Annotated in this window: 20 protein-coding genes; 12 read left to right on the top strand and 8 right to left on the bottom strand. The window is 56.3% G+C overall.

Features of this window, described 5'->3' with window-relative positions:
* The first annotated feature begins 513 nt into the window (after positions 1-513).
* From pntA to CRO87_RS11830, 6 genes are all read left to right on the top strand, one after another.
* The gene (pntA, locus tag CRO87_RS11855) at positions 514-2,043 is read left to right on the top strand and encodes a Re/Si-specific NAD(P)(+) transhydrogenase subunit alpha (protein ID WP_097163148.1); all 1,530 of its coding nucleotides are present in this window, start codon (positions 514-516) and stop codon (positions 2,041-2,043) included.
* Positions 2,044-2,053: 10 nt separating this feature from the next.
* A complete protein-coding gene (gene pntB / locus CRO87_RS11850) occupies positions 2,054-3,442 on the top strand; it encodes a Re/Si-specific NAD(P)(+) transhydrogenase subunit beta (protein WP_097163147.1) in 1,389 nt (462 codons plus the stop codon).
* Positions 3,443-3,550: 108 nt separating this feature from the next.
* Positions 3,551-4,189 carry a leucine efflux protein LeuE gene (gene leuE, locus CRO87_RS11845; protein ID WP_097163146.1) on the top strand — a complete coding sequence of 213 codons (639 nt, stop codon included), beginning with the start codon at positions 3,551-3,553 and terminating at the stop codon, positions 4,187-4,189.
* A gap of 498 nt (positions 4,190-4,687) precedes the next feature.
* Positions 4,688-4,963: a metal/formaldehyde-sensitive transcriptional repressor gene (locus tag CRO87_RS11840; RefSeq protein WP_097163145.1), complete on the top strand. Its 276-nt coding sequence runs from the start codon at positions 4,688-4,690 to the stop codon at positions 4,961-4,963.
* A 24-nt stretch (positions 4,964-4,987) separates the two neighbouring features.
* A complete protein-coding gene (locus CRO87_RS11835; RefSeq protein WP_097163144.1) occupies positions 4,988-6,106 on the top strand; it encodes an S-(hydroxymethyl)glutathione dehydrogenase/class III alcohol dehydrogenase in 1,119 nt (372 codons plus the stop codon).
* Between the two features lie 155 nt (positions 6,107-6,261).
* Positions 6,262-7,953, top strand: a complete 1,692-nt coding sequence (locus CRO87_RS11830; protein WP_097163143.1) for a methyl-accepting chemotaxis protein — start codon at positions 6,262-6,264, stop codon at positions 7,951-7,953.
* 43 nt (positions 7,954-7,996) lie between these two features.
* Here the strand turns inward: CRO87_RS11830 and CRO87_RS11825 are convergent, their stop codons facing one another.
* Positions 7,997-10,372, bottom strand: a complete 2,376-nt coding sequence (locus CRO87_RS11825; RefSeq protein WP_097163142.1) for a glucose/quinate/shikimate family membrane-bound PQQ-dependent dehydrogenase — start codon at positions 10,370-10,372, stop codon at positions 7,997-7,999.
* Between the two features lie 318 nt (positions 10,373-10,690).
* Between CRO87_RS11825 and CRO87_RS11820 the strand changes: the two genes are divergently transcribed.
* Complete coding sequence (locus tag CRO87_RS11820) at positions 10,691-10,879, top strand: YdiH family protein (protein ID WP_097163141.1); 189 nt, start codon at positions 10,691-10,693, stop codon at positions 10,877-10,879.
* A gap of 73 nt (positions 10,880-10,952) precedes the next feature.
* Here CRO87_RS11820 and uspE read toward each other — a convergent pair whose 3' ends face one another.
* The 6 genes from uspE to CRO87_RS11790 form a co-directional block, all read right to left on the bottom strand.
* Positions 10,953-11,903 carry a universal stress protein UspE gene (gene uspE, locus CRO87_RS11815; protein WP_097163140.1) on the bottom strand — a complete coding sequence of 317 codons (951 nt, stop codon included), beginning with the start codon at positions 11,901-11,903 and terminating at the stop codon, positions 10,953-10,955.
* A 139-nt stretch (positions 11,904-12,042) separates the two neighbouring features.
* Positions 12,043-12,795: a fumarate/nitrate reduction transcriptional regulator Fnr gene (gene fnr / locus CRO87_RS11810; RefSeq protein ID WP_097163139.1), complete on the bottom strand. Its 753-nt coding sequence runs from the start codon at positions 12,793-12,795 to the stop codon at positions 12,043-12,045.
* Positions 12,796-12,988: 193 nt separating this feature from the next.
* A complete protein-coding gene (gene ogt / locus CRO87_RS11805) occupies positions 12,989-13,504 on the bottom strand; it encodes a methylated-DNA--[protein]-cysteine S-methyltransferase (protein WP_097163138.1) in 516 nt (171 codons plus the stop codon).
* A gap of 9 nt (positions 13,505-13,513) precedes the next feature.
* Positions 13,514-15,040 carry a p-aminobenzoyl-glutamate transporter gene (gene abgT, locus CRO87_RS11800; protein WP_097163137.1) on the bottom strand — a complete coding sequence of 509 codons (1,527 nt, stop codon included), beginning with the start codon at positions 15,038-15,040 and terminating at the stop codon, positions 13,514-13,516.
* 54 nt (positions 15,041-15,094) lie between these two features.
* Positions 15,095-16,540 (bottom strand): M20 family metallopeptidase, encoded by a 1,446-nt coding sequence (locus tag CRO87_RS11795; protein WP_097163136.1) that lies wholly within the window; start codon positions 16,538-16,540, stop codon positions 15,095-15,097.
* Positions 16,540-17,850: a M20 family metallo-hydrolase gene (locus tag CRO87_RS11790; RefSeq protein WP_097163135.1), complete on the bottom strand. Its 1,311-nt coding sequence runs from the start codon at positions 17,848-17,850 to the stop codon at positions 16,540-16,542. The genes CRO87_RS11795 and CRO87_RS11790 overlap by 1 nt, the downstream gene beginning before the upstream one ends.
* A 168-nt stretch (positions 17,851-18,018) precedes the next feature.
* Between CRO87_RS11790 and CRO87_RS11785 the strand changes: the two genes are divergently transcribed.
* Positions 18,019-18,930: a LysR family transcriptional regulator gene (locus CRO87_RS11785; RefSeq protein ID WP_097163134.1), complete on the top strand. Its 912-nt coding sequence runs from the start codon at positions 18,019-18,021 to the stop codon at positions 18,928-18,930.
* A gap of 381 nt (positions 18,931-19,311) precedes the next feature.
* Positions 19,312-19,875 carry a DNA endonuclease SmrA gene (gene smrA, locus CRO87_RS11780; protein ID WP_097163133.1) on the top strand — a complete coding sequence of 188 codons (564 nt, stop codon included), beginning with the start codon at positions 19,312-19,314 and terminating at the stop codon, positions 19,873-19,875.
* Here the strand turns inward: smrA and CRO87_RS11775 are convergent.
* On the bottom strand, positions 19,872-20,678 hold the full coding sequence (locus CRO87_RS11775; RefSeq protein ID WP_097163132.1) for an IclR family transcriptional regulator C-terminal domain-containing protein: 807 nt from the start codon (positions 20,676-20,678) through the stop codon (positions 19,872-19,874). The genes smrA and CRO87_RS11775 overlap by 4 nt on opposite strands.
* A gap of 168 nt (positions 20,679-20,846) precedes the next feature.
* Between CRO87_RS11775 and CRO87_RS11770 the strand changes: the two genes are divergently transcribed.
* Genes CRO87_RS11770 through pcaF form a run of 3 tightly spaced genes read left to right on the top strand, consistent with a single transcriptional unit; the run spans position 20,847 to position 23,412 of the window.
* Positions 20,847-21,533, top strand: coding sequence for a 3-oxoacid CoA-transferase subunit A (locus CRO87_RS11770; RefSeq protein ID WP_097163131.1), 687 nt, complete (start codon positions 20,847-20,849; stop codon positions 21,531-21,533).
* Positions 21,534-21,543: 10 nt separating this feature from the next.
* Positions 21,544-22,200: a 3-oxoacid CoA-transferase subunit B gene (locus CRO87_RS11765; RefSeq protein ID WP_097163130.1), complete on the top strand. Its 657-nt coding sequence runs from the start codon at positions 21,544-21,546 to the stop codon at positions 22,198-22,200.
* A gap of 9 nt (positions 22,201-22,209) precedes the next feature.
* On the top strand, positions 22,210-23,412 hold the full coding sequence (pcaF, locus tag CRO87_RS11760) for a 3-oxoadipyl-CoA thiolase (protein WP_097163129.1): 1,203 nt from the start codon (positions 22,210-22,212) through the stop codon (positions 23,410-23,412).
* The last annotated feature ends 6 nt before the right edge of the window (positions 23,413-23,418 follow it).

Here is a 23,418-nt window from a genome sequence, read left to right as displayed (position 1 = left end):
TCGCCTTGCGCAAACCAGGTGCTGGTAGTTGTTAGTGACTAAAACGCCGATGATTATTGCATTTAATTTGCATCACTGTCTGCGTGATTTTGCTCATCTTGTGCGCCCCAAAGATGAACGCGCGATAACTTTTCACGATATGTTGCAGAAATGGGCTGTTGACCAGTAAAAGCGATAATCATGATGACTTTTATAAGTTAATGTAATGTTAAGACGCGGTAACATTGCCGAGAATAATCATGTTTTACCGCTTCGCTTAAGCGAATTATCAGGCCTGCCCAACAAAATCAGGTAAATATTGCTGCCTGAATGCAGCGGAAGTGGCTTTTCCCCAATAAAATCGAAATTACTGTTTACGAGCTGTGGATCACAGCCGTTATTTTCAGTAGGTTATAGAAAGTTTGTTACTGTTTTATTTTTTGCGGGTGCTTCGCCTCTTCGAAAGCTGATGCTGACAGGGACGTCACCCGATGAGACAACAAACCATCATTACAATCGATGGAAGGGAAAACTATGCGTATTGCGGTACCAAAAGAGACGCTGGCCCTGGAAACCCGCGTTGCAGCCACGCCAAAAACGGTGGAGCAGCTGCTGAAACTTGGGTTTACGGTGGCCGTAGAAAGCGGGGCCGGTAAGCTTGCGAGCTTTGACGATCGTGCTTTTACCGAGGCGGGCGCTGACGTCGTGAGCGCAGAAGCCGTCTGGCAGTCTGACATTATTCTGAAGGTGAATGCGCCAACCGACGCCGAAATTGCACGGCTGAACCCGGGCACCACGCTGATTAGCTTCATCTGGCCGGCGCAAAACCCGGAGCTGATGGCAAAACTGGCCGAGCGTAACATCAACGTGATGGCCATGGATTCCGTGCCGCGTATTTCGCGCGCGCAGTCCCTCGATGCCCTGAGCTCAATGGCGAACATCGCCGGTTACCGTGCGATTGTGGAAGCCGCACACGAATTTGGGCGTTTCTTCACCGGGCAAATCACCGCTGCCGGTAAAGTCCCGCCAGCAAAAGTTATGGTGATTGGAGCAGGCGTTGCGGGCCTTGCCGCCATTGGTGCCGCGAACAGCCTCGGGGCTATCGTGCGCGCGTTCGATACTCGCCCGGAAGTGAAAGAACAAGTGCAGAGTATGGGCGCCGAATTCCTCGAGCTCGATTTTGAAGAGGAAGCGGGCAGCGGCGACGGCTACGCCAAAGTGATGTCTGAAGCGTTCATCAAAGCAGAAATGGCACTCTTTGCCGCGCAGGCAAAAGAGGTCGACATCATCGTCACCACCGCGCTGATTCCAGGCAAACCCGCACCGAAGCTGATCACCCGCGAAATGGTGGATTCCATGACGCCGGGCAGCGTAGTGGTAGATCTTGCGGCTCAGAACGGCGGCAACTGCGAATACACCGTGCCGGGCGAAGTCTTCACCACCGCCAACGGCGTGAAGGTGATTGGCTATACCGATCTGGCCGGACGCCTGCCGACGCAGTCCTCTCAGCTGTACGGCACCAACCTGGTGAACCTGCTGAAGCTGCTGTGCAAAGAGAAAGATGGCAACATCGCCATCGACTTTGACGACGTGGTGATCCGCGGCGTAACCGTGGTGCGCGAAGGCGAAGTCACCTGGCCTGCACCGCCGATTCAGGTTTCCGCGCAGCCAAAAGCGGCAGCAAAAGCCGAAGCGGCTCCTGTTGAAGAGAAAAAACCAGCCTCACCGTGGCGTAAATACGCGCTGATGGCGCTGGCGATTATCCTGTTCGGCTGGCTCGCAGATGTCGCGCCAAAAGAGTTCCTCGGTCACTTCACCGTGTTCGCGCTCTCCTGCGTTGTAGGTTATTACGTGGTGTGGAACGTTTCTCATGCGCTGCATACGCCGCTGATGTCGGTCACGAATGCCATTTCAGGGATTATCGTGGTTGGCGCGCTGTTGCAGATTGGCCACGGCGGCTGGGTCAGCTTCCTGAGTTTCATCGCCGTGCTGATTGCCAGCATCAATATTTTCGGTGGCTTCACCGTGACTCAGCGCATGCTGAAAATGTTCCGCAAAGGGTAAGGGGTAGCACATGTCTGGAGGATTAGTCACAGCTGCATACATTGTTGCCGCGATCCTGTTTATTTTCAGCCTGGCCGGGCTTTCAAAGCATGAAACGTCTCAGCAGGGTAACTATTTCGGCATCGCCGGGATGGCGATTGCGCTGATTGCGACCATTTTCGGGCCGGAAACCGGCAACGTCGCGTGGATCATCGTGGCGATGATCATCGGTGGCGCCATCGGTATTCGCCTGGCAAAACGCGTCGAAATGACCGAAATGCCAGAGCTGGTGGCGGTGCTGCACAGCTTCGTCGGTCTGGCGGCGGTGCTGGTAGGCTTTAACAGCTACCTGTATCACGAACCGGGCCTGGAGCCGATTCTGGTCAATATTCACCTGACTGAAGTGTTCCTCGGCATCTTCATTGGTGCGGTGACCTTCACCGGTTCCATCGTGGCGTTCGGCAAGCTGCGCGGCAAGATTTCCTCTAAGCCGCTGATGCTGCCAAACCGTCATAAACTGAACCTCGCGGCGCTGGTCGTTTCCTTCCTGCTGCTGGTGGTGTTTGTCCGTACCGAAAGCGTGGGCTTGCAGGTGCTGGCGCTGTTAATCATGACCGTTATCGCCCTGGCGTTCGGCTGGCATCTGGTGGCGTCCATCGGTGGTGCCGATATGCCGGTTGTGGTTTCTATGCTGAACTCCTACTCCGGTTGGGCAGCAGCAGCAGCAGGCTTCATGCTGAGCAACGACCTGCTGATCGTCACCGGTGCGCTGGTCGGTTCGTCCGGTGCGATCCTGTCCTACATCATGTGTAAAGCGATGAACCGTTCGTTTATCAGCGTGATTGCAGGCGGTTTCGGTACTGATGGTTCCTCCACCGGGGCTGATGAAGAAGTCGGTGAGCACCGCGAAATCAGCGCAGAAGATACCGCTGACATGCTGAAAAACTCCCACTCGGTGATCATCACCCCGGGCTACGGCATGGCGGTAGCGCAGGCGCAGTATCCTGTGGCGGAAATCACTGAGAAGCTGCGCGCGCGCGGCATCAAAGTGCGTTTTGGTATTCACCCGGTTGCCGGTCGTCTGCCAGGCCACATGAACGTGCTGCTGGCAGAAGCGAAAGTGCCGTATGACATCGTGCTGGAAATGGACGAAATCAACGACGACTTCCGCGATACCGACACCGTACTGGTGATTGGCGCCAACGATACCGTGAACCCTGCGGCGCTCGACGATCCGAAGAGCCCGATTGCCGGTATGCCGGTGCTGGAAGTGTGGAAAGCGCAGAACGTAATTGTGTTCAAACGTTCCATGAACACAGGTTACGCAGGCGTGCAGAATCCGTTGTTCTTCAAAGAGAACACCCACATGCTGTTTGGCGATGCCAAAGCCAGCGTGGATGCGATTCTGAAAGCGCTGTAATCCGGCTTATAAGTTTGTGCGTTTAAAGCCGTCTCCCGGTGAAAGGGAGGCGGCTTTTTTGTTATGATGCCCGTCACATTTCGAGCGGCAACGTGAAGGGAGAACAGCGTGTTTGCGGATTTCGGCGTACTGAATTACTGGACCTACCTGGTGGGCGCGATTTTTATCATTCTGGTGCCGGGGCCAAATACCTTTTTTGTGCTCAAAACTGGCGCGGCCTACGGCATTCGCACAGGCTACCTCGCCGCGCTGGCGGTATTTATTGGTGATGCGGTGCTGATGTTTCTTTCGTACGCGGGCGTTGCCACGCTCATCAAAACCACGCCGGTGCTGTTTAACATCGTTCGCTATCTTGGCGCGTTGTACCTGCTGTATCTCGGGATGAAAATGCTGTGGGCGGTCATCAAACAGAAGGCCGGTGAACACTTGCATCACGCCGATCAGCGCAGCACTATCTTCAAGCGTGCCCTGACGCTCAGCCTGACGAACCCGAAAGCGATTCTTTTCTACGTGTCATTCTTCGTGCAGTTTATCGACGTGAACTCAAGCACGCCGGGGCTGGCGTTCCTGATCCTGGGCGTGACGCTGGAAATGGTGAGTTTTATCTATCTCAGCTTCCTGATTGTGTCCGGCACGCTGGTGACGCGTTTCGTCGGCAGCCGTAAGAAGTTGGTCAAACTGGGCAACAGCCTGATTGGGCTGGTGTTTGTTGGCTTTGCGGCACGCCTGGCGTCGCTGCAGTCCTGATCCTGTCTGAACGCGGGTATCATGCCCGCGTGCTTTTCCATGCCATTTCCGCTTTTACAGATCCCGAAACAGTCTCTGTATTGATTCAATAAATATCCCGCCAGAACGCTTTTTTAATCCAGAAGGGCATTTACCGCTTTAATATTTTGCTTAAGCGTTTTACCTGCCACGGCTTTAACACAAAAAGTTCTCGAGGGGGTTGAATCAGAAACATACGAGCACTCAACCTCGCTGGAGTAAGCGCCGAGCACCTGTGGCGGGGTTGCTGCCGGATCGACGGAAATCATAAGGACAAGATAATATAAGGGCGTCATAGGAAATATTAAGTCCATTTAGTGGATGAATTTTAATCAGTGCGGATTATAACAATGTTCCCGCACAGCAATCCCTTTTTCAGGGGCTAGTTTCGGACCTTATTATACCTTTTGCATGTAAAACCTGATGTTTAGTGAATATAAATGGTGGTACTATACCCCCCTACAGTATCAAGGAGGCCGAATGCCACATTCACCTGAAGACAAAAAGCGTGCACTGACGCGCGTGCGGCGCATTCGCGGGCAGGTTGATGCCCTTGAGCGGGCGCTGGAGTCTGGCGATCCGTGCCTGACTATTCTGCAACAGATCGCCGCCATTCGCGGGGCCGCCAATGGCCTGATGGGCGAAATGATTGAAATGCACCTGAAAGATGAACTGGTTGCGGGCGACACCACCGCCGATCAGCGCGCCGTCCGCATGGCGGAAGTCGGTCATCTGCTACGATCGTATTTAAAATAACTGACAACAAGGGAAGAGACGGAGATGAAATCACGTGCTGCAGTTGCGTTTGGCCCGGGCCAGCCGCTGAAAATTGTCGAACTTGACGTCGCACCGCCGAAGAAGGGCGAAGTGCTGGTCAAAATTACCCACACCGGCGTGTGCCATACCGATGCGTTCACCCTCTCTGGTGACGATCCTGAAGGCGTCTTCCCGGCGGTTTTAGGTCACGAAGGCGGCGGGATCGTGGTGGAAGTCGGCGAGGGCGTGACCAGCCTGAAGCCGGGCGATCACGTCATTCCGCTGTACACCGCCGAATGCCGCGAGTGTAAGTTCTGCAAATCCGGCAAAACTAACCTCTGCCAGGCCGTTCGCGCCACCCAGGGCAAGGGCCTGATGCCGGATGGCACCACGCGTTTCTCCTACAACGGCGAACCGATTTATCACTATATGGGCACCAGCACCTTCAGCGAGTACACCGTCGTTGCCGAAATCTCCCTGGCGAAAGTGAACCCGCAGGCGCCGCTCGATAAAGTCTGCCTGCTGGGCTGCGGCGTGACTACCGGGATCGGCGCAGTTCACAACACGGCAAAAGTGAAAGCAGGTGATACCGTTGCCGTATTTGGTCTTGGCGGCATTGGCCTGGCGGTGATTCAGGGCGCGGTGCAGGCGCAGGCAGGCCGCATTATCGCCGTCGACACCAATCCGGAGAAATTCAAACTGGCGGGTGAAATGGGTGCGACCGATTTCATCAATCCGAATGACTACGACAAGCCGGTTCAGGACGTGATCGTTGAACTGACCGACGGCGGGGTTGATTTCAGCTTCGAGTGCATCGGTAACGTCAACGTGATGCGCGCGGCGCTTGAGTGCTGTCATAAAGGCTGGGGCGAAAGCGTGATCATCGGCGTCGCCGGTGCCGGACAGGAAATCAAAACCCGTCCATTCCAGCTGGTAACCGGACGCGTATGGCGCGGTTCGGCATTTGGTGGCGTCAAAGGGCGCACCCAGCTGCCGGGCATGGTGGAAGATGCAATGGCGGGTAAAATCAATCTCGACCCGTTCATCACCCATCGTCTGCCGCTGGAACAGATCAACGAAGCCTTTGATCTGATGCATGAAGGTAAATCTATCCGCACCGTTATCCACTTCGGCGATAACTGATGCGCGGGCCAGCGGCGTTCTGCCGCTGGCTTTCTTGTTTAATGTCCAAAATGTGACCCACGTAGCGCTTTTACCGGTAAGCAATCGGCACGCCAGGCCGATGACAATCTTACGGGCGTTTTGATACGTCTTTACTATAAGAGAGTCGATAAGCCATGGATAAATCAGCCGCAGGGCAAAAGTCGCAAACCGTCAGTTTTTTACATCACATCCGTCTCGTACCGCTGTTCTCCTCCATTCTCGGCGGGATCCTGTTGCTTTTCGCTCTGAGCTCAGGCCTCGCGGGCTATTTTCTGCTGCAGGCCGACCGCGATCAAAATGATGTGACCCAGGAGTTAGAAGTTCGCATGGGGTTGTCGAACAGCTCCAACCATCTGCGCACCGCGCGTATTAACCTGATCCACGCCGGAGCCGCCAGCCGTATCGCCGAAATGGACGATATGAAGCGCAACATCACCGAAGCGGAGCAGCGCATCAAACAGTCTCAGGAAGGCTTTGCCCAGTACGTGAACCGCGAAGTGAAGACTCCGGCAGATGAGGCGCTGGATGGTGAGATCAATGCGCGCTATAAAGCCTACATCGACGGCATGCAGCCGATGCTGAAATATGCCAAAAACGGCATGTTTGAAGCGATCATCAACCATGAAAATGAGCACGCGCGCCAGCTGGACGCCGCTTATAACGAAGTGCTGTTAAAGGCGATTCAGATCCGCAGTGAACGGGCTCGTCATTTGTCTGAAACCGCTCATAACCGCACGCAGCTTGGCCTTGCCTTTATGGTCGGGGCGTTTGCGCTGGCCGTTGTGCTAACGCTGCTGACTTTTGTCGCGCTGCGCCGGACGGTGATCAACCCGCTGCGTCGCGCCTTGCACCGTATTGAGCAGATTGCAGATGGCGATTTGACGTTGCCAGAGGAAGCCACGGGCCGAAGTGAAATCGGTAAACTGAGTTACGACCTGCAAAAAATGCAGCACGCGCTGGCGGAAACCGTTGGCACAGTGCGGCAGGGCAGCGAAGAGATCTACCGCGGTACCAGTGAAATTTCTGCGGGCAACACCGACTTGTCCTCACGCACTGAGGAGCAGGCTGCGGCGATCGAGCAGACCGCCGCCAGCATGGAGCAGCTGACCGCCACGGTGAAGCAGAACGCCGATAACGCGCATCATGCCACCAAACTGGCGGAGGATGCCTCCGGGAAAGCCACGCGCGGCGGGCAGATTGTCTCTGGCGTCGTTTCGACAATGGGTAACATTTCTGCCAGTTCGAAGAAAATCTCTGAAATTACCGCCGTCATTAACAGCATAGCCTTCCAGACCAACATTCTGGCGCTGAACGCGGCCGTTGAAGCGGCGCGTGCGGGTGAACAAGGCCGTGGCTTTGCTGTCGTTGCCAGCGAAGTTCGCACCCTTGCCAGCCGAAGTGCGCAGGCCGCTAAAGAGATTGAAGGGCTTATCAGCGAGTCCGTGACGTTGATCGAGCGTGGTTCCGGTGAAGTGGTTGCGGCGGGCAGTACCATGAGTGAAATCGTGGAGGCGGTCAAACGCGTCACCGATATTATGCTGGAAATCGCCGCAGCCTCCGATGAGCAGAGTCGCGGCATTTTGCAGGTTAGCCAGGCAATTACGGAAATGGATAACGTTACTCAGCAGAACGCCTCGCTGGTGGAAGAAGCATCTGCCGCAGCCGGTTCCCTCGAAGAGCAGGCCGCACGCCTCACGGAAGCCGTTGGCGCGTTTCGTCTGCAGCATGCCAGCAGCGTGAGTCGTCAACCCGCTGCGCCATCTGCAAATCGCTATCAGCCACAGCGTCCGGCGTTAGCCGACGGTGATAACTGGGAAACCTTCTGACGGCAGATGGCATAAAAAAGGGACCTTTACGGTCCCTTTGTCGTTACTGCTTGTCCGGTAAGGCGTAAGCGATAATGTTATCGCCACGGTCGGGAGACTGACGAGCGCCGCCCGCGTTGATGATGATGTACTGCTTCCCGGTTTTCGGCGACATGTAGGTCATCGGCCCTGACTGGCTGCCAACCGGCAGACGTGACTTCCAGATCTCTTTCCCGGTGGCGGTATCGAACGCGCGCAGGTAGAAATCCTGAGTACCGGCGAAGAACAGCAGCCCGGACTGAGTGGAAAGCGATGCGCCGAGCGTCGGCATACCAATCGGGATTGGCAGATGCATCCGAATCCCCAGCGGGCCGGTATCTTCGACCGTTCCAACCGGAACCTGCCACACCAGCTTGCCGCTTTTCAAATCGACCGCTGACATCGTGCCGAACGGCGGTTTCTGGCAGGGGATGCCCAGTGGCGAAAGGAAACGCTCACGCATCGCGCCAAACGGCGTGCCGTCCATCGGCACAATCCCCATCTCAATTCCGCTGGCGTTTTTCGCCACCTTCGCACGGGGAACCATATAGTTAGCCAGGCCCAGACGCATATCGTTGACGAACATCAGGCCGTTATTCGGATCGACGGATACGCTGCCCCAGTTCATGCCACCGAGCGAACCCGGGAACTGCAAAGAACGGTCAAGACCCGGTGGCGTGAAGACGCCCTGGTGGCGCATCTCCTTGAACTGAATGCGACACAGCAGCAGGTCAATTGGCGTGGCACCCCACATATCGGATTCTTTCAGGGTCTGGTTGCCGATCATCGGCATGCCCACGGAGTACGGCTGGGTAGGGGAATAACGTTCTCCGGCGATGTTGCCCGCAGGCACCGGACGCTCTTCAACTTTTGCCACTGGCTCGCCGGTTTCGCGGTTGAGCATGAAGATCATGCCCTGTTTGGAGGTCTGCACCAGCACAGGCGTGGTGCCGCCTTTACCGTCTGGCAGGTCAAACAGCAGCGGTTGCGACGGCAGGTCGAAATCCCACAGGTCATGGTGCGTGGTCTGGAAGTGCCAGCGCACCTGGCCGGTGGTGGCATCAACGGCCACAATCGACGAACTGTATTTATCGTCCAGCGCGGTGCGCTCTCCACCGAAGAAGTCAGGCGTGGCGTTGCCGGTTGGCAGATAAATCAGGTTCAGCTTCGCGTCATAGGACATGGCCGACCAGACGTTTGGCGTACCGCGCGTATAGGTCTGGCCTTCCGGCGGCTCACCGGTCAGGTTTGAGTTACCCGGATCCCACGCCCAGGCCAGCTTGCCGCTGTGGACGTCATAGGCACGTACCACGCCCGGTGGTTCGCCAGTGGAGAAGTTGTCTGCGACACGCCCCCCGACGACTACGACGTTACCTGCCACCAGCGGGGTTGATGTTTGCTGGTAATAGCCGGGTTTGATTTCACCCATGCCTTGGCTTAAATCCACGACGCCGTGAGTGCCGAAGTCTTCGCACGGTTTGCCGGTGTCGGCGTTAATGGCAATCAGGCGCGCATCCGTTGTTGGCAGGAACAGACGACGAGGGCAGGCAGCGGGTTGGCTGTCCGGTGCGGGGGCAGTCGCAGCCTGCGTATCTTCGTAGTAGCCGAGCCCACGGCAGCGCTGCCAGTTTGGTGCTGTCGCCTTCGAATCATAACGCCACTTTTCCTTGCCGGAATCCACGTCCAGAGACAGCACTTTGCTGTAAGGCGTGCAGACGAAGAGTGAGTCGCCAACCTGCAACGGCGTGTTCTGATCTTCAGCGCCGGAACCGTTACTTTTCGGAATGTCTCCGGTATGTGCGGTCCAGGCTACCTGCAGTTGATTCACGTTCTGTTTGTTTATCTGATCGAGCGCAGCGAAACGATCTCCGTGAGTCGTGTTCCCCCAGTGCTCCCAATTTTTCTGCGCTTCAGCCGGGGTGACCGGTTTCACAGGCACGGGTTGCGAAGCATCGACCAGCGTTTGCGGACGGAACATCCCACCGGCGCTCGCCAACAGAATGACTGCCAGCACTGCCGCCATCGCGAAGGCAGGTGCTTTGCGTACCGATGTTTGCTGGCCAAGGAAAGGCCAGAGCAGCAGGCTCAGAAACGCCAGCACGCCAAAGGTAAAGAGCCGTGAAAACAGGGGCCAGAATTCCCAGCCCGCGTCGCTGACGGCCCAAATCACAGAGGCGATAAACGCCACACCGTAAAGCACGATCCCGCGGCGGTTGTTGCGGGCAATCTGCCAGGCCGCAATCAGCAACACGATACCCATTATCGCGAAATATCCGCTGCCGCCAACCGTGGCGAGCTTTATGCCAAGACCACCCACGGCGAGACCAATCAGCGCCATCAATATCACTACCAGCCACTGAAGGATTCTGGGTAATCCTTGCGGCCGACTGCCTGTTGTCATTTCTGTCTCCTTTATTGCCGTCAAGCCATAATGAATCATATGGTTCTTTATCAACGGTTTTTAGCTTTGATTATTATGTTTAACGCTCTTAATAGAGCGTGCGATTCACTTTAATGAACCATTTGGTGAATTGGCAGGTATGATAGATCTGTTAAATTGCATTGCGCAATTGTTAAAAAATAATTTCGCATGAAATGATCAGCGCAGAAACGAAAAGCAGGACTGAGGTGAAAAATTCAGGCCTGTGTTGTTTTTGGTCAAAAAACAATCAGTGTGGGGTGCTATACTTTTCGGGTTATCAACGTAAACGAGGATACTATGGATACCGAATTAACCCCCAAGCAGTTGGCCGTCGAATTTCTGCGCCGTGAAACTAACCCGTTAACCCCGGCAGAATATCTGAAGCGAGTGAAGCAACTTGAACTTGAGTTTGCAGGCCTGATGGCGCTGTCATCACTCGAACTTAAAGAAGAGATCGACTACGCCTGGCGTCTGGGTATCCACTGATCCTGAAGTCAGACATAAAAAAACCGGCGAGGAAACTCACCGGTTTTTTGTTAATTGCCTGACGAGTTAAGACTTAATCGTCTTCGTCATCGTCAAGTTCCACCGGGGTCTGATACTGATCCGGCTTCAGCGCCAGCAGGTCGCAGCGTAGATGGTCGATAACCTGTTCCGCCGTGTTGCCGAGGAATGCCGCCGACAGGCCAGTGCGTCCGACTGTGCCCAGCACCACAATCCCTGCCTGCAAATGCTCAGCCAGGTCCGGAATGACCTCTTCCGGCAGGCCTTTCTCAACGTGGGTCATTTCCTCTGAAATGCTGTACTTCTGTCGCAATGACTTCATGGCAAGCAGATGCTGGCCGCGAATGGCATCGTTGTACACGCTCGGATCGAAATCGGGCAATTCAATCGCGATGTTAATTGGCGTCACGGGATAAGCGCCTACCAGGTGCACTTCGGTGTGGTTGATCTGATCGGCAAGCTGCAACGTTTCTCGTACCAGCTTGTCGTTGAGAGCGTTGTGATATTCCTCTTCACTGGCGAGGTTTACCGCTACGATGGCTTTGCCGCCTTCCGGCCACGGCTGATCTTTCACCATCCAGACCGGGCATGGGCATTTTCTCAGCAGGTGCCAGTCGGTAGGGGTGAAAATTACGGCTTCCAGTTTGTCGTGCTGATGGGCCATTTTCAGCAGCAGATCGTGCCCGCCGCTCATCACTTCCTGAATAATGGCTTCGAAGGGACGGTTATGCCAGACGACTTTGATGTCAATCGGTACACCGGCCTCTACGTAGAATTTTGCCTGCTCGCGGATCCATGCGGTCCGCTGGCTGATGACGCCCTGACGCATAGCCGTACGCTCGTCAGGTGACAGAAGGGTGGTCATCTCATACGAAAAATCGTAGATCGGCAAAAAGGCTTTAATGGTTCCACCAATCCGTTGATGGAGGTAAACAGCGCGCCGTAATGCGGGTTGATCGTCCTGGTTAGGATCGATGGCTACCAGCATGCTTTGATACTTTGCCATACAGGGTCTCCTTACAACTGTTACCACAGTCTGTAAATAAAAGATAACCCATCCGGAGTGAATGAAACAGGGGATAACCTTCGCCAGATCAATAAATCACAAAAATTTAAGCGATCTGGCGAAAGGATAAAGAGAGGTGTCAGGCGACGTTGCGGGCGTGTCCGGCCAGGACGGCCAGCGCATCGCTGTTCTCGATGGTAATGTATTTACCTTTTACCGCTAACATGCCGCTTTTCTGGAAACGACCAAGCAGACGGCTGATGGTTTCTACCGTCAGGCCGAGGTAGTTACCGATGTCGCCACGGGTCATGGTCAGACGGAACTCACGCGGAGAAAAACCGCGCTGGGCGAAACGGCGGGAGAGGTTATAGATAAAGGCCGCCAGGCGCTCTTCCGCGTTTTTCTTCGACAGCAGCAGGATCATGTCCTGATCGCCTTTGATCTCGCCGCTCATCAGACGCATCATCTGCTGGCGCAGATTCGGCATTTTACCGGAGAGATCGTCGAGGGTTTCGAACGGGATTTCACAGACCATGGAAGTTTCCAGCGCCTGCGCGAAGCTCGGGTGATGGCCGGTGCCAATGGCGTCGAAACCGACTAAATCGCCCGCCAGGTGGAAGCCGGTGATCTGCTCGTCGCCCTGTTCGGTGATGGTGTAGCTTTTGATCGTCCCGGAGCGAATGGCATACAGAGATTTCAGCTCATCGCCCGCTTTAAACAGGGTTTGCCCTTTCTGAATCGGCTTTTTACGCTCGATGATATTATCAAGCTGATCGAGCTCATGTTCATTGAGGGTGAACGGGATGCAGAGCTGGCTGATGCTGCAATCCTGGCAGTGGATAGCACAACCGCCAGACTGGATGCGTCGAATAATTCGCTTTTCCGGGATCATAGATTTGCTCAGGCTTTAATTGATATTGGTCAATTTTAACATCTTTTTGGGGAGCAGGTAAGCCTTCAAAATTCGATTCACGCAATATAAACAAGGGAAATAACTGAAGCGTTATATCCCCATGAAATTTATGAATTTAAACTGGAAGCCATTTGCGAATAATTACCAAATGCTTCCAGAAAGGCACTAAATATCAAAGCAGCAGATAGCCTTCATGGCGCAATAGCCACTCTTTGCGCTGCACGCCGCCCGCATAGCCGGTCATGGTGCCGTTGCTGCCAATCACGCGGTGACAGGGCACCACCACGCTGACAGGATTTGAGCCGTTAGCAGCGCCTACAGCCCGCGCCGCGCCAGGTCGCCCAAGGCGTTCGGCAAGCTGACCATAGTGCATCACCTGGCCGCAGGGAATGGAGCGCAATGCCTTCCAGACTTCGCGCTGGAAGTCGGTGCCACCCGTGGCGCTTGGCAGGCAGTCGATAATGCTGAGATCGCCGTCGAAGTACTCCTTCATCTTCTGACTCAGTCCGTTAGGATTGCTGGCAGCCACGCGCTCGTAACCTTCCGTGCGGTAGTGCAGATCCAGCAGCTGAACCATGCGGTCGCTGTGCTCTTCCCACTCGACGGCGCGCAGGTTGAACTGTTCATCGCAGAGGATCCACAGCGGCCCGAGCGGGGTCGCAATTTTGTCTTCCAGCAGTCTCAGCATCTGATTTCCTTAGTTCAGCCGCGGATAAATCCCCGGCCCGATGGGCAGGCCGACAAGATACCACGCGACCAGCATCAGCAACCATACTCCTAAAAAGATAAGCGGATACGGCAGCACCAGCGAATAGTAGGTACCGAGTTTCGCCTCCGGCTTATAACGCTGGAGGAAGCCAAGAAACAGCGGCACGAACGGAGAGACAGGAGCCAGTGGGATCACCGACGAATCGGCCACGCGGAACAGGACCTGCGCAAACGCCGGGTGAAAGCCCAGCAGCATAAACATGGGCACGAAGATCGGGGCCAGAATCGACCAGATGGCCGAGCCGCTGGCGATAAACATGCACAATAAAGCAGAGAGCAATGCCAGCCCGACAAACGCCGGGACGCCACTCATGCCCGCCGTTTCCAAAATATCGGTCAGGCCAACCGCCATAAACTTGCCCATATTGCTCCAGTTGAACATGGCGACGAACTGGGCGAGGGGGAAGACCATAACGATAAATCCGGCCATCTCCTTCATTGGTTCGATCATCAACTGGGGGATGTCGCCCTGGCTGCGGATCTTCTTCGTTGCCAGGCCATAAGCCAGCGACACCACGAAGAAGAAGAAAATGATCAGCGGCACAATGCCTTTAATAAACGGGGAAGGCAGAACGGTGTGCAGCACCGGGTCACGCAAAATGCCGTTTTCGGGCACGACCAGCAGCGCAATCAGGCCAATAAACAGCAGCGAGACGACTCCCGCCACCCGCAGGCCAAAGCGCTGTTCGGCGCTGAGCGTTTCCAGTTTTTCCTCATTACTGCCTTGCCACACACCCAGACGCGGCTCGACGATCTTATCGGTAATCAGACCCCCGACAATCGTCAGCACAATCACCGAGCTGGCCATAAAGTACCAGTTGTCGATGACGCTCACGTGCATTGCCGCGTCCATCGTTTTCGCCGCTTCGGTGCTGATCCCTGAGAGCAGAACATCAGTCGTCACAATCAGCAAATTCGCAGTAAAGCCGCAGCCCACGCCCGCAATTGCCGCCAGCAAACCGGCCACGGGATGACGCCCGACGGCGAGGAAGATCAGCGCCCCCATCGGCGGCATGATCACCAGCGCGGCATCGGACGAAATATGGCTAAAGAAGGCGATGAACAGCACCATATAGCTGGCGTAGCGGGCGCTGACGTGAGAAGCCATCTTCACCATCAGCGCGGGCAGTAGCCCGACGCGTTCGGCAAGACCTGCGCCCAGCACCAGCGCCAGAATCGCGCCGAGCGGTGCAAAGCCGCTGAAGTTTTTAATCACGTTAGGCAAAAACCAGTGCAGCCCTTCAACGCTCAGCAGGTTTTTCACCGCAACCGTGGAGCCGTCTGCAGGGCTTTTCACGCTCACGTCAAACGCTGACAGCACGGCGGTGGCTATCATCAGCGCCGCAATCAGGTACACAAACAGCAGGAAAGGGTGCGGCACTTTATTACCAATCTTTTCTACCCAGCCATACAGCTTACCGGTGGGGGAATGCGAAGGTATGGAAGACATACTCATGGGCGTTCCTCAGGAGTCGTTGTGTTTGTTGTGTTATGAATTGTTTTATAATGATTATTTAAGTGGTGACGGTGTCACATTTTTTGGGATCGGGCACTGATAAGGCCTTTCCTCAAGCTTTTGCGCCAGCTCTGCCTGGCAGGCTTTCAGCAGTTCAGAATCGTTAAACAGATGAATAGCCGTGGCGCCCATAATTTTCCCTGCGTGCAGCATACCTTTGTGCGCAATGGACGTGCGGCCCTGGCTCACCAGTTGCCAGGTATGCAGCGGCGTGCCGACGGCAAAACAGGGGCTGAAGCACTGGGCTACCGGCGCTTTCCAGCTGACGTCGCCCACGTCCGTGGAGCCCGGCAGCACTTCGCCATTCGGCACATAGGGCGCAACCTCATCAATCAGCAGCGTTTTCTGATGACGACGTGCAAAGGCCGCGCCTTCTTCTGCACCGGTTCGGGCGATATTTTGCAGGCTGTTTTGCAGATCGTTCTCGCTCAGGGTGGCGCGGATCGTGGTGGCGAACGCCAGTTCGTCTTCGCTCCATGCAGGCGTGCCATAGTGCTGAACGGCCTGATACATTGCCGCCTCCAGCGTGCGGTTTGGCAGATAGCTGGAGCAGGCTTTCTCAAAGCGACAGCTGACCTTCGTTTCCGTCATCAGCGCCGCACCCTGGGCGATTTTTTCAATGCGCTGATAGATCTGCTGCACGTTGGCCATTTCAGGGGCGCGGATCAGATACAGCACTTCCGCCTGCGCCTGCACGACGTTCGGCGAAATACCGCCGGTGTCGGTAATGGCGTAGTGGACGCGGGCTTTCTCGATGATGTGCTCATTGAGAAAATTGGTGCCGGTGGTCATCAGCGTGACCGCATCCAGCGCGCTGCGGCCCAGATGTGGGGAGTTCGCCGCGTGTGCCGCCACGCCGGTGAAGCGCCAGGCCGCCTGAATGTTTGCCAGCGTGCTGGTGCTGAACATCCCGGCGAAGGCTTCCGGATGCCAGGTCACGGCGGCATCCACGTCATCGAACAGGCCTTCACGCACCATAAAGGTTTTGCCGGAGCCACCTTCTTCGCCAGGACAGCCGTAAAAACGCAATGTGCCTTCGCGACCGTTTTGTTCCAGCCAGGCTTTGGCGGCAATGGCGGCGGCAAACGCAGCGGTGCCGAGCAGGTTATGCCCACAGCCGTGACCGTTTGCGCCTGGCGTGGAAGAGGTGGGTTCCGCGCAATGCGCCTGCTGGCTGAGGCCTGCCAGCGCATCATATTCACCCAGCACGGCGATAACCGGTTTGCCGCTTCCAAAGCTTGCAATAAAGGCATTCGGAATACCGCCCGCTTCGCGCTGGACGTTGAAACCTTCTGCTTCAAGCGCACTCGCCAGCCGCTCAGCCGACCAGAACTCTTCAAACCGCGTTTCCGGGTGATCCCAGATTTCATCTGCGATGTCGCTGAACTGCCGTTGGCGTGCGTGAAGGATATCCGCCACAAAGTCGTAAATCTGCTCCATTATTTTGCTCCTTCCGTCGGGCATTGCATCGCCACGCGGGCGAGGGTTTCCACAGCGATGCCGAGCACCTGCTCGTCAAAATCAAACCTCTCATTGTGATGCCCGGCGCTCAGATCGGTGCCGAACACCATGTATGAAGCGAGGCCGCCATGTGTCTGAACGCGCGCCATCATCAGCGTGGCGTCTTCGGATCCCGCAGGCGCGGGCACGTTATCGGTCGCTTTTTTCACGCCCGGCACCTGAACAGTTTGCTCACGCAGGAAACTCACCCATTCGGGAGAAGGGGAACTTGCCGTGGCGGCGCCCATCAGCCTGACATCGGCGCTCACGTCGTACATCGCCGCCGCACCTGCAATCACGCTCTGCGCTCGATCGAATACGTACTGGTTGACGGCTTCGCTTTCGCCGCGCGTTTCCACTTTGATCAATGCTGATGAAGGCACCACGTTGCGCCCGGTTCCTGCCTGCATTACGCCGACGTTCACCCGTGACGCCCCCGCGCTGTGCGGCGCAATGGCATGCAGGGAAATCGCTGCCTGCGCCGCGGCGAGCAGCGCATTGCGGCCTTCTTCTGGTTTTCCTCCCGCGTGTGCGGCAACGCCGGTAAAGCGCACGTCAAACTTACTGGTGGCCATAAAGTTATCGGCACCGCACAGCACCGTGCCTGCTTCCACGCCGGTGCCGATATGCACCGCCGTAAAGTAATCGACATCGTCGAGAACACCTGCGGCAACCATTGCGCGAGCCCCACGTGTGCCTTCTTCCGCTGGCTGGAAAATCAGCTTGATCGTCCCCCGAAGTTCTGCGGAAAAGTGCTTCAGTACGTGGGCCAGACCCAGGCCGATGGCGGTGTGGCCATCGTGGCCGCAGGCGTGCATCATGCCTGCATTGCAGGAGGCGAACCCATCACGGTGTGGGCGATGGCTGTCGTCCAGCTGTTCATTGAGATCGAGTGCGTCCATATCGACGCGAAAGGCGAGAGTTGGGCCGGGGCGGCCTGTATTAAGTGTCGCAACAACGCCGGTAAAGCCGCCTTCAAAGGCGGGCAACCAGCGTGCCGGTGCACCCTGCTGGCGGGCCCGTTCGAACTGTTCGGCAAGCGTTGCTGCATCGGGCAGGCCCATTCTGCTTTGCTCATCTACTACATCGCGACCAACGGCAAGTTGATACCCGAGGCCGTCGAGGATCTCCGCGACGCGGGAGGCCGTACGAAATTCCAGCCAGCCGGATTCGGCATACTGATGAAATTCACGACGCCAGGCGCGCAAATCTGTCGCCAGCGACGCTACATATTCGGTAAGTAATGGCATAACGTTTCCTGTTATCGGTAAAAAGTGTGAATCGCTTCACGCTGTGATAGTTTTTACTTATCAGTAATAACTTTTTAACGTTTCGGTCATTACCCTGCCATATCCCTTTGCATTACAGTAGATGCCAGTTTCTTGTGTCTGATAAACAGTGGTTATCACGGAGCGGGCATGACCTTTCAGGTGAAAATTCATCAAATTCGGGCGTTTGTGGAAGTGGCCAGGCAGGGCAGCATCCGCGGGGCAAGCCGCACGCTTGAGCTTTCACAGCCTGCGCTGACTAAATCAATAAAAGAGCTGGAGGAGGGCATTTCTGCCCAGCTGTTTATTCGCCGCAGTAAAGGCGTGGCGTTAACCGAATGCGGGGAGAGCTTTTATCAGCACGCGAATTTAATTCTGGAAGAGCTTCGCGCCGCGCAGGACGAAATTCAGCAGCGGCAGGGGCGATTAACCGGACGCATCAATGTGGGAATGGGCGCAAGCGTGGCGCGAACGCTGATGCCGCCGGTGATTAATCGCTTCCATCAACAGCATCCGGGCGTGACGGTGCGAATCATGGAAGGCCAGCTGGTGTCGATGATCAATGAACTCCGTCAGGGCGAACTGGATTTTACCATCAACAGTTATTATAAGGGGCCTTACGATCACGAATTTACGTTTGAAAAATTATTTGAAAAAAACTTCGCTATATTTGCGAGAAACGGTCATCCGGCGCTGGGTGCAAAATCCATTAGCGAATTACTTAAATATAACTGGACAATGCCGACGCCACGGGGAAGTTATTATAAGCAGCTGGAAGAGTTATTTAGCCACCGGGCGCAAATACCGACCGTCGGCGTGGTGTGTGAAACTTTCTCATCTTGCATAAGCCTTGTTGCGCAAAGTGATTTCTTAAGTATTCTGCCGGAAGAGTTAGGCACCGACCCGCTGATTGCTCACCGTCTGGTACTCATTCCTGTCGCAGAACCCTTGCCGAAAGCCGCGTATTATCTGATTCAGCGCCGGGACGCACAGCAGACACCGCTTGCGGCGGCATTAATTACGCAATTTCGTCGACAAAGCCAGCAATTATTTCGTGGGTGATTATTGAGTGAGAAATAAAAAAACAGGATCTGTCGACATCCGCCAGACCCCGCAGTATACACAGCAATATTTCCGTAACGTGTTCCCGCCGCTCATTCCCCCGTGCAGGTAATACAGTTATAGCGAATCTGAGAATAAATACCAGTACTTTTGGGTGATATATTTCACGTTTCGTTTACATTTTCATTTCATGTTACCGCTAATTAATTTCAGTTAAGTGATGGTTAACTGTTGCTGTCTGTTATTCGACGCTTTCCTGATTCAGAATATATTCTTCAGGAAGTCAGTTTCCGAAAAAAGTCAAAAGCGTTGAGGATGAGGCAGGGCGCGGCTATAGTAGCGGCTCAGCAGTGGCGGTCGATGTAGCGGGAGGCGATGATGATGAACCCTGACGACAAATTTCTCTTTCTTGACGCCATGGAGGATGTCCAGCCCCTGAAGCGCGGCAATGATGCGCTCTGGCAACCCACCCGTAATACGAGAGCGCCCGCGCATATCGACACGCTGCAGCTCGACAACTTTCTCACCCTCGGTTTCCTCGATATCGTCCCCCTCGGCACGCCGCTTGAGTTTAAGCGTGAAGGCCTGCAAAACGGCGTGCTCGACAAGCTGCGCGCGGGGAAATACAGCCAACAGGCAAGCCTGACTTTGCTGCGCCACTCCGCCGAACAATGTCGGCAGATGCTGTACGCATTTATTCTTCAGGCGCATCGGGATGGTTTACGCAACGTACTGATTATTCATGGCAAAGGCAAAGCCGACGGCTCGCACGCCAACGTTATCCGCAGCTATCTTGCGCGCTGGCTCACGGAGTTTGAAGACGTGCAGGCGTTTTGCGTTGCGTTGCCGCACCACGGCGGCAGCGGGGCGTGCTATGTGGCGCTGAAAAAATCCGAACAGGCGAAACAGGACAACTGGGAGCGTCACGCCAAGCGCAGCCGCTAGCGCAGCAGCAGCGTCAGCTCTTTCGCCGCATTTTGCAGCTCCGGCAGCACACGTGCCAGCATGTCGCTGGCCGATACCTGGCCCGCATGTACCCCAACGTTGAGCGCCGCCACGCAGTGCCCCTGAGGATTAAACAGCGGTACCGCCAGCGATCGCAGCCCCATTTCCAGTTCCTGATCGTTGAGCGCGTAGCCCTGCTGGCGCACGCGTTTCAGCTCTGTCCGAAGTTTACTCACCGAATCCACCGTCTGCGGCGTGTAGCGAATCATCGTCACCCGCGCCAGCATGTCGTTCAGCTTCTCTTCCGGCTGGTGGCTTAGCAGCACGCGGCCCATTGACGTCGCCCAGGCGGGCAGGCGGCTGCCGATATCCAGATCGATGGTCATAATTCGCGAACTCGATGCGCGCGCGATGTAGAGAATGTCATCGCCGTCGAGGGTGGCAATTGAACAGGACTCGTTGAGCATTTCGCTCAGGTGTTTCAGCACCGGCTGGGCAGAGCGTGCCAGCGGCGTGGAGGCCAGCCAGGCATGACCGAGCGATAAAATGCGCGGTCGCAACTGGAAGTTTTTGCCGTCTTCAGCATACACAAACCCCAGTTTTCCGAGCGTATACAGGCAGCGGCGCACCGCCGCGCGCGGGATCCCCGTTTTTTGGCTGATCTGGGAAATCGACAGCAGCGGGCGCTGCGGCGTAAACGCCTGAATCACCTCCAGCCCGCGCGCCAGAGAAGCCATAAAGTTCGGATCGCCCTTGAACGGATCGCTCTCGCTGTTCAGCACGTCGTCAGGATGTTTGCTCATGTTTTTGCCTCCGATCACAGTTTGCGGTTAAAGATACAGGATGTTCGATAATCGCACCATATTTCGATTATCGCCCTTGACCGGCATCGTTAAGCGGGTCACATTTTGGGCGAACAACGCATAAAAGTGCGATAACCGCACATTTTCAGCACGACAAGGAGCGACCTGATGATCGACAAAAGCGTCCCGACGCCGGAACAGGCCATCGCCGGGATCCCCGACGGTGCCACCGTGATGATTGGCGGCTTTGGCCCCGCCGGACAGCCCACCGTCCTGATTGATGCCCTGATTGCCCAGGGCGCACGCGATCTCACCATCATCAATAACAATGCCGGGAACGGCGAAGTGGGGCTGGCGGCGCTGCTGAAGGCTGGACGCGTGCGAAAAATGATCTGCTCGTTCCCGCGCCAGGTGGATTCGCAAATCTTTGACGATCTTTATCGCCGGGGGAAAGTGGAGCTGGAACTGGTGCCGCAGGGCAACCTGGCGGCGCGCATCCAGGCGGCAGGCGCCGGGCTTGGCGCGGTGTTCACACCCACTGGCTACGGCACGCCGCTGGCCGAAGGCAAAGAGACGCGCGAGATAGACGGTCGCCACTACGTGCTGGAATACCCGATTCATGCCGATTTCGCGCTGATCAAAGCCCATCACGCGGATCGCTGGGGCAACCTCATTTACCGCAAAGCGGCGCGCAACTTCGGGCCGATTATGGCGACGGCGGCAAAAACCACCGTAGCGGAAGTGTCGGCGATTGTGCCATTAGGCCAGCTTGACCCGGAGCACGTTGTGACGCCGGGCATCTTCGTGCAGCGCGTTTTCTCGCTGGAAAATATCAACGCGGCCAAAAGCGCCTGAGGAGCAAACCATGCAAAAACTGACCCGTGACGAAATGGCCAGACGCGTGGCGCAGGACATTCCTGAAGGCGCGTACGTCAATCTTGGCATTGGCCTGCCCACGCGCATCGCCAACTACCTTCCGGCCGATAAAGAGATTTTCCTCCACAGCGAAAACGGCCTGCTGGGGATGGGGCCAAAACCTGCGCCGGGGGAAGAAGATCCTGAGCTGATTAACGCCGGGAAAGAGTTTGTGACGTTACTGGAAGGCGGCTGCTATTTCCACCACGGTGACTCCTTCGCCATGATGCGCGGCGGCCATCTCGATATCTGCGTGCTCGGTGCGTATCAGGTTTCTGCGAGCGGAGATTTAGCCAACTGGAGCACCGGCGCACCGGACGCCATTCCGGCGGTCGGCGGGGCGATGGATCTGGCCATTGGCGCACGCCAGGTCTTCGTGATGATGGATCACCTGACTCGCGACGGCGACTGCAAACTGGTGGAGCAGTGCAGCTACCCGCTAACCGGTATTGGCTGCGTCAGCCGCATCTATACGGATCTTGCGGTGATCGACATCACCCCACAGGGCCCGGTCGTCCGTGAAATCTTCAACGGCCTCTCCTTTGAAGAGCTACAGCGGCTGACGCCCGTCAAACTGACTTTCAGCCAGCTCGCGCAAAGCGCATAAGGAATCATGATGACTCAGGCATTTATCTGTGACGCGGTGCGTACGCCGTTCGGACGCTTTGGCGGCACGCTTGCAACGGTGCGCGCAGACGACCTGGCGGCGCTGCCGCTGAAGGCGCTGCTGGAACGTAACCCGGGCCTCGACCCCTCATGTATCGACGATGTGATTTACGGCTGCGCGAACCAGGCAGGGGAAGATAACCGTAACGTGGCGCGTATGGCGCTGCTGCTGGCGGGCTTACCGGAAACGGTGCCGGGCAGCACCGTCAATCGGTTATGCGGCTCGAGCCTTGATGCCATTGGCATCGCGGCCAGGGCTATCAAAAGCGGTGAAACGCAGCTGATGATTGCCGGGGGCGTGGAAAGCATGTCCCGCGCGCCGTTCGTGATGGGCAAAGCGGAGAGTGCGTACAGCCGCAGCATGAAAATGGAAGACACCACCATCGGCTGGCGTTTTATTAACCCGCTGATGAAAGCGATGTATGGCGTGGATTCCATGCCGGAAACCGCCGAAAACGTGGCGGATGAGTTTGGCATCTCCCGCGCCGATCAGGACGCGTTTGCCCTGCGCAGCCAGCAGAGAACCGCCGCCGCGCAGGAAAAGGGGTTGTTTAACGACGAACTGATCGCCGTAAATGTTCCGCAGCGCAAAGGCGAGCCGCTTCATTTTGCTCGAGATGAGCACCCGCGCAGCACCTCAATGGAATCACTGGCTAAACTGAAAGGGGTTGTGCGGGCCGACGGCAGCGTGACGGCGGGGAATGCTTCTGGCGTTAACGACGGAGCCTGCGCGCTGCTGCTGGCAAGCGAGCTGGCGCTGAACGCTCACGATTTGCAGCCGCTGGCTCGCGTTGTCGGTGTGGCAACCGCGGGCGTTGCGCCGCGCATTATGGGCTTCGGTCCGTCGCCTGCGGTGCGCAAAGTGCTGGCACAAACTGGCTTAACGCTCGAACAGATGGATGTGATAGAACTTAACGAAGCGTTTGCCGCTCAGGCGCTGGCGGTGACCCGCTCGCTGGGGCTGGCGGACGATGCGCCTCACGTGAATCCGAACGGCGGGGCGATAGCGCTTGGGCATCCTCTGGGCGCTTCCGGTGGCCGTCTGGCGATGACCGCCGCCTATCAGCTGAAACGCACAGGTGGCCGCTATGCGCTCTGTACCATGTGCATCGGCGTGGGCCAGGGGATTGCGCTGATTATTGAACGGGTTTAAGGAGCA

This window comes from Enterobacter sp. CC120223-11 (assembly GCF_900215375.1).
In the GTDB taxonomy this organism is placed as follows: Bacteria; Pseudomonadota; Gammaproteobacteria; order Enterobacterales; family Enterobacteriaceae; genus Scandinavium.
Note: the sequence above shows the minus strand (reverse complement) of the source record. Positions and strands in the feature narration are given on the sequence as shown.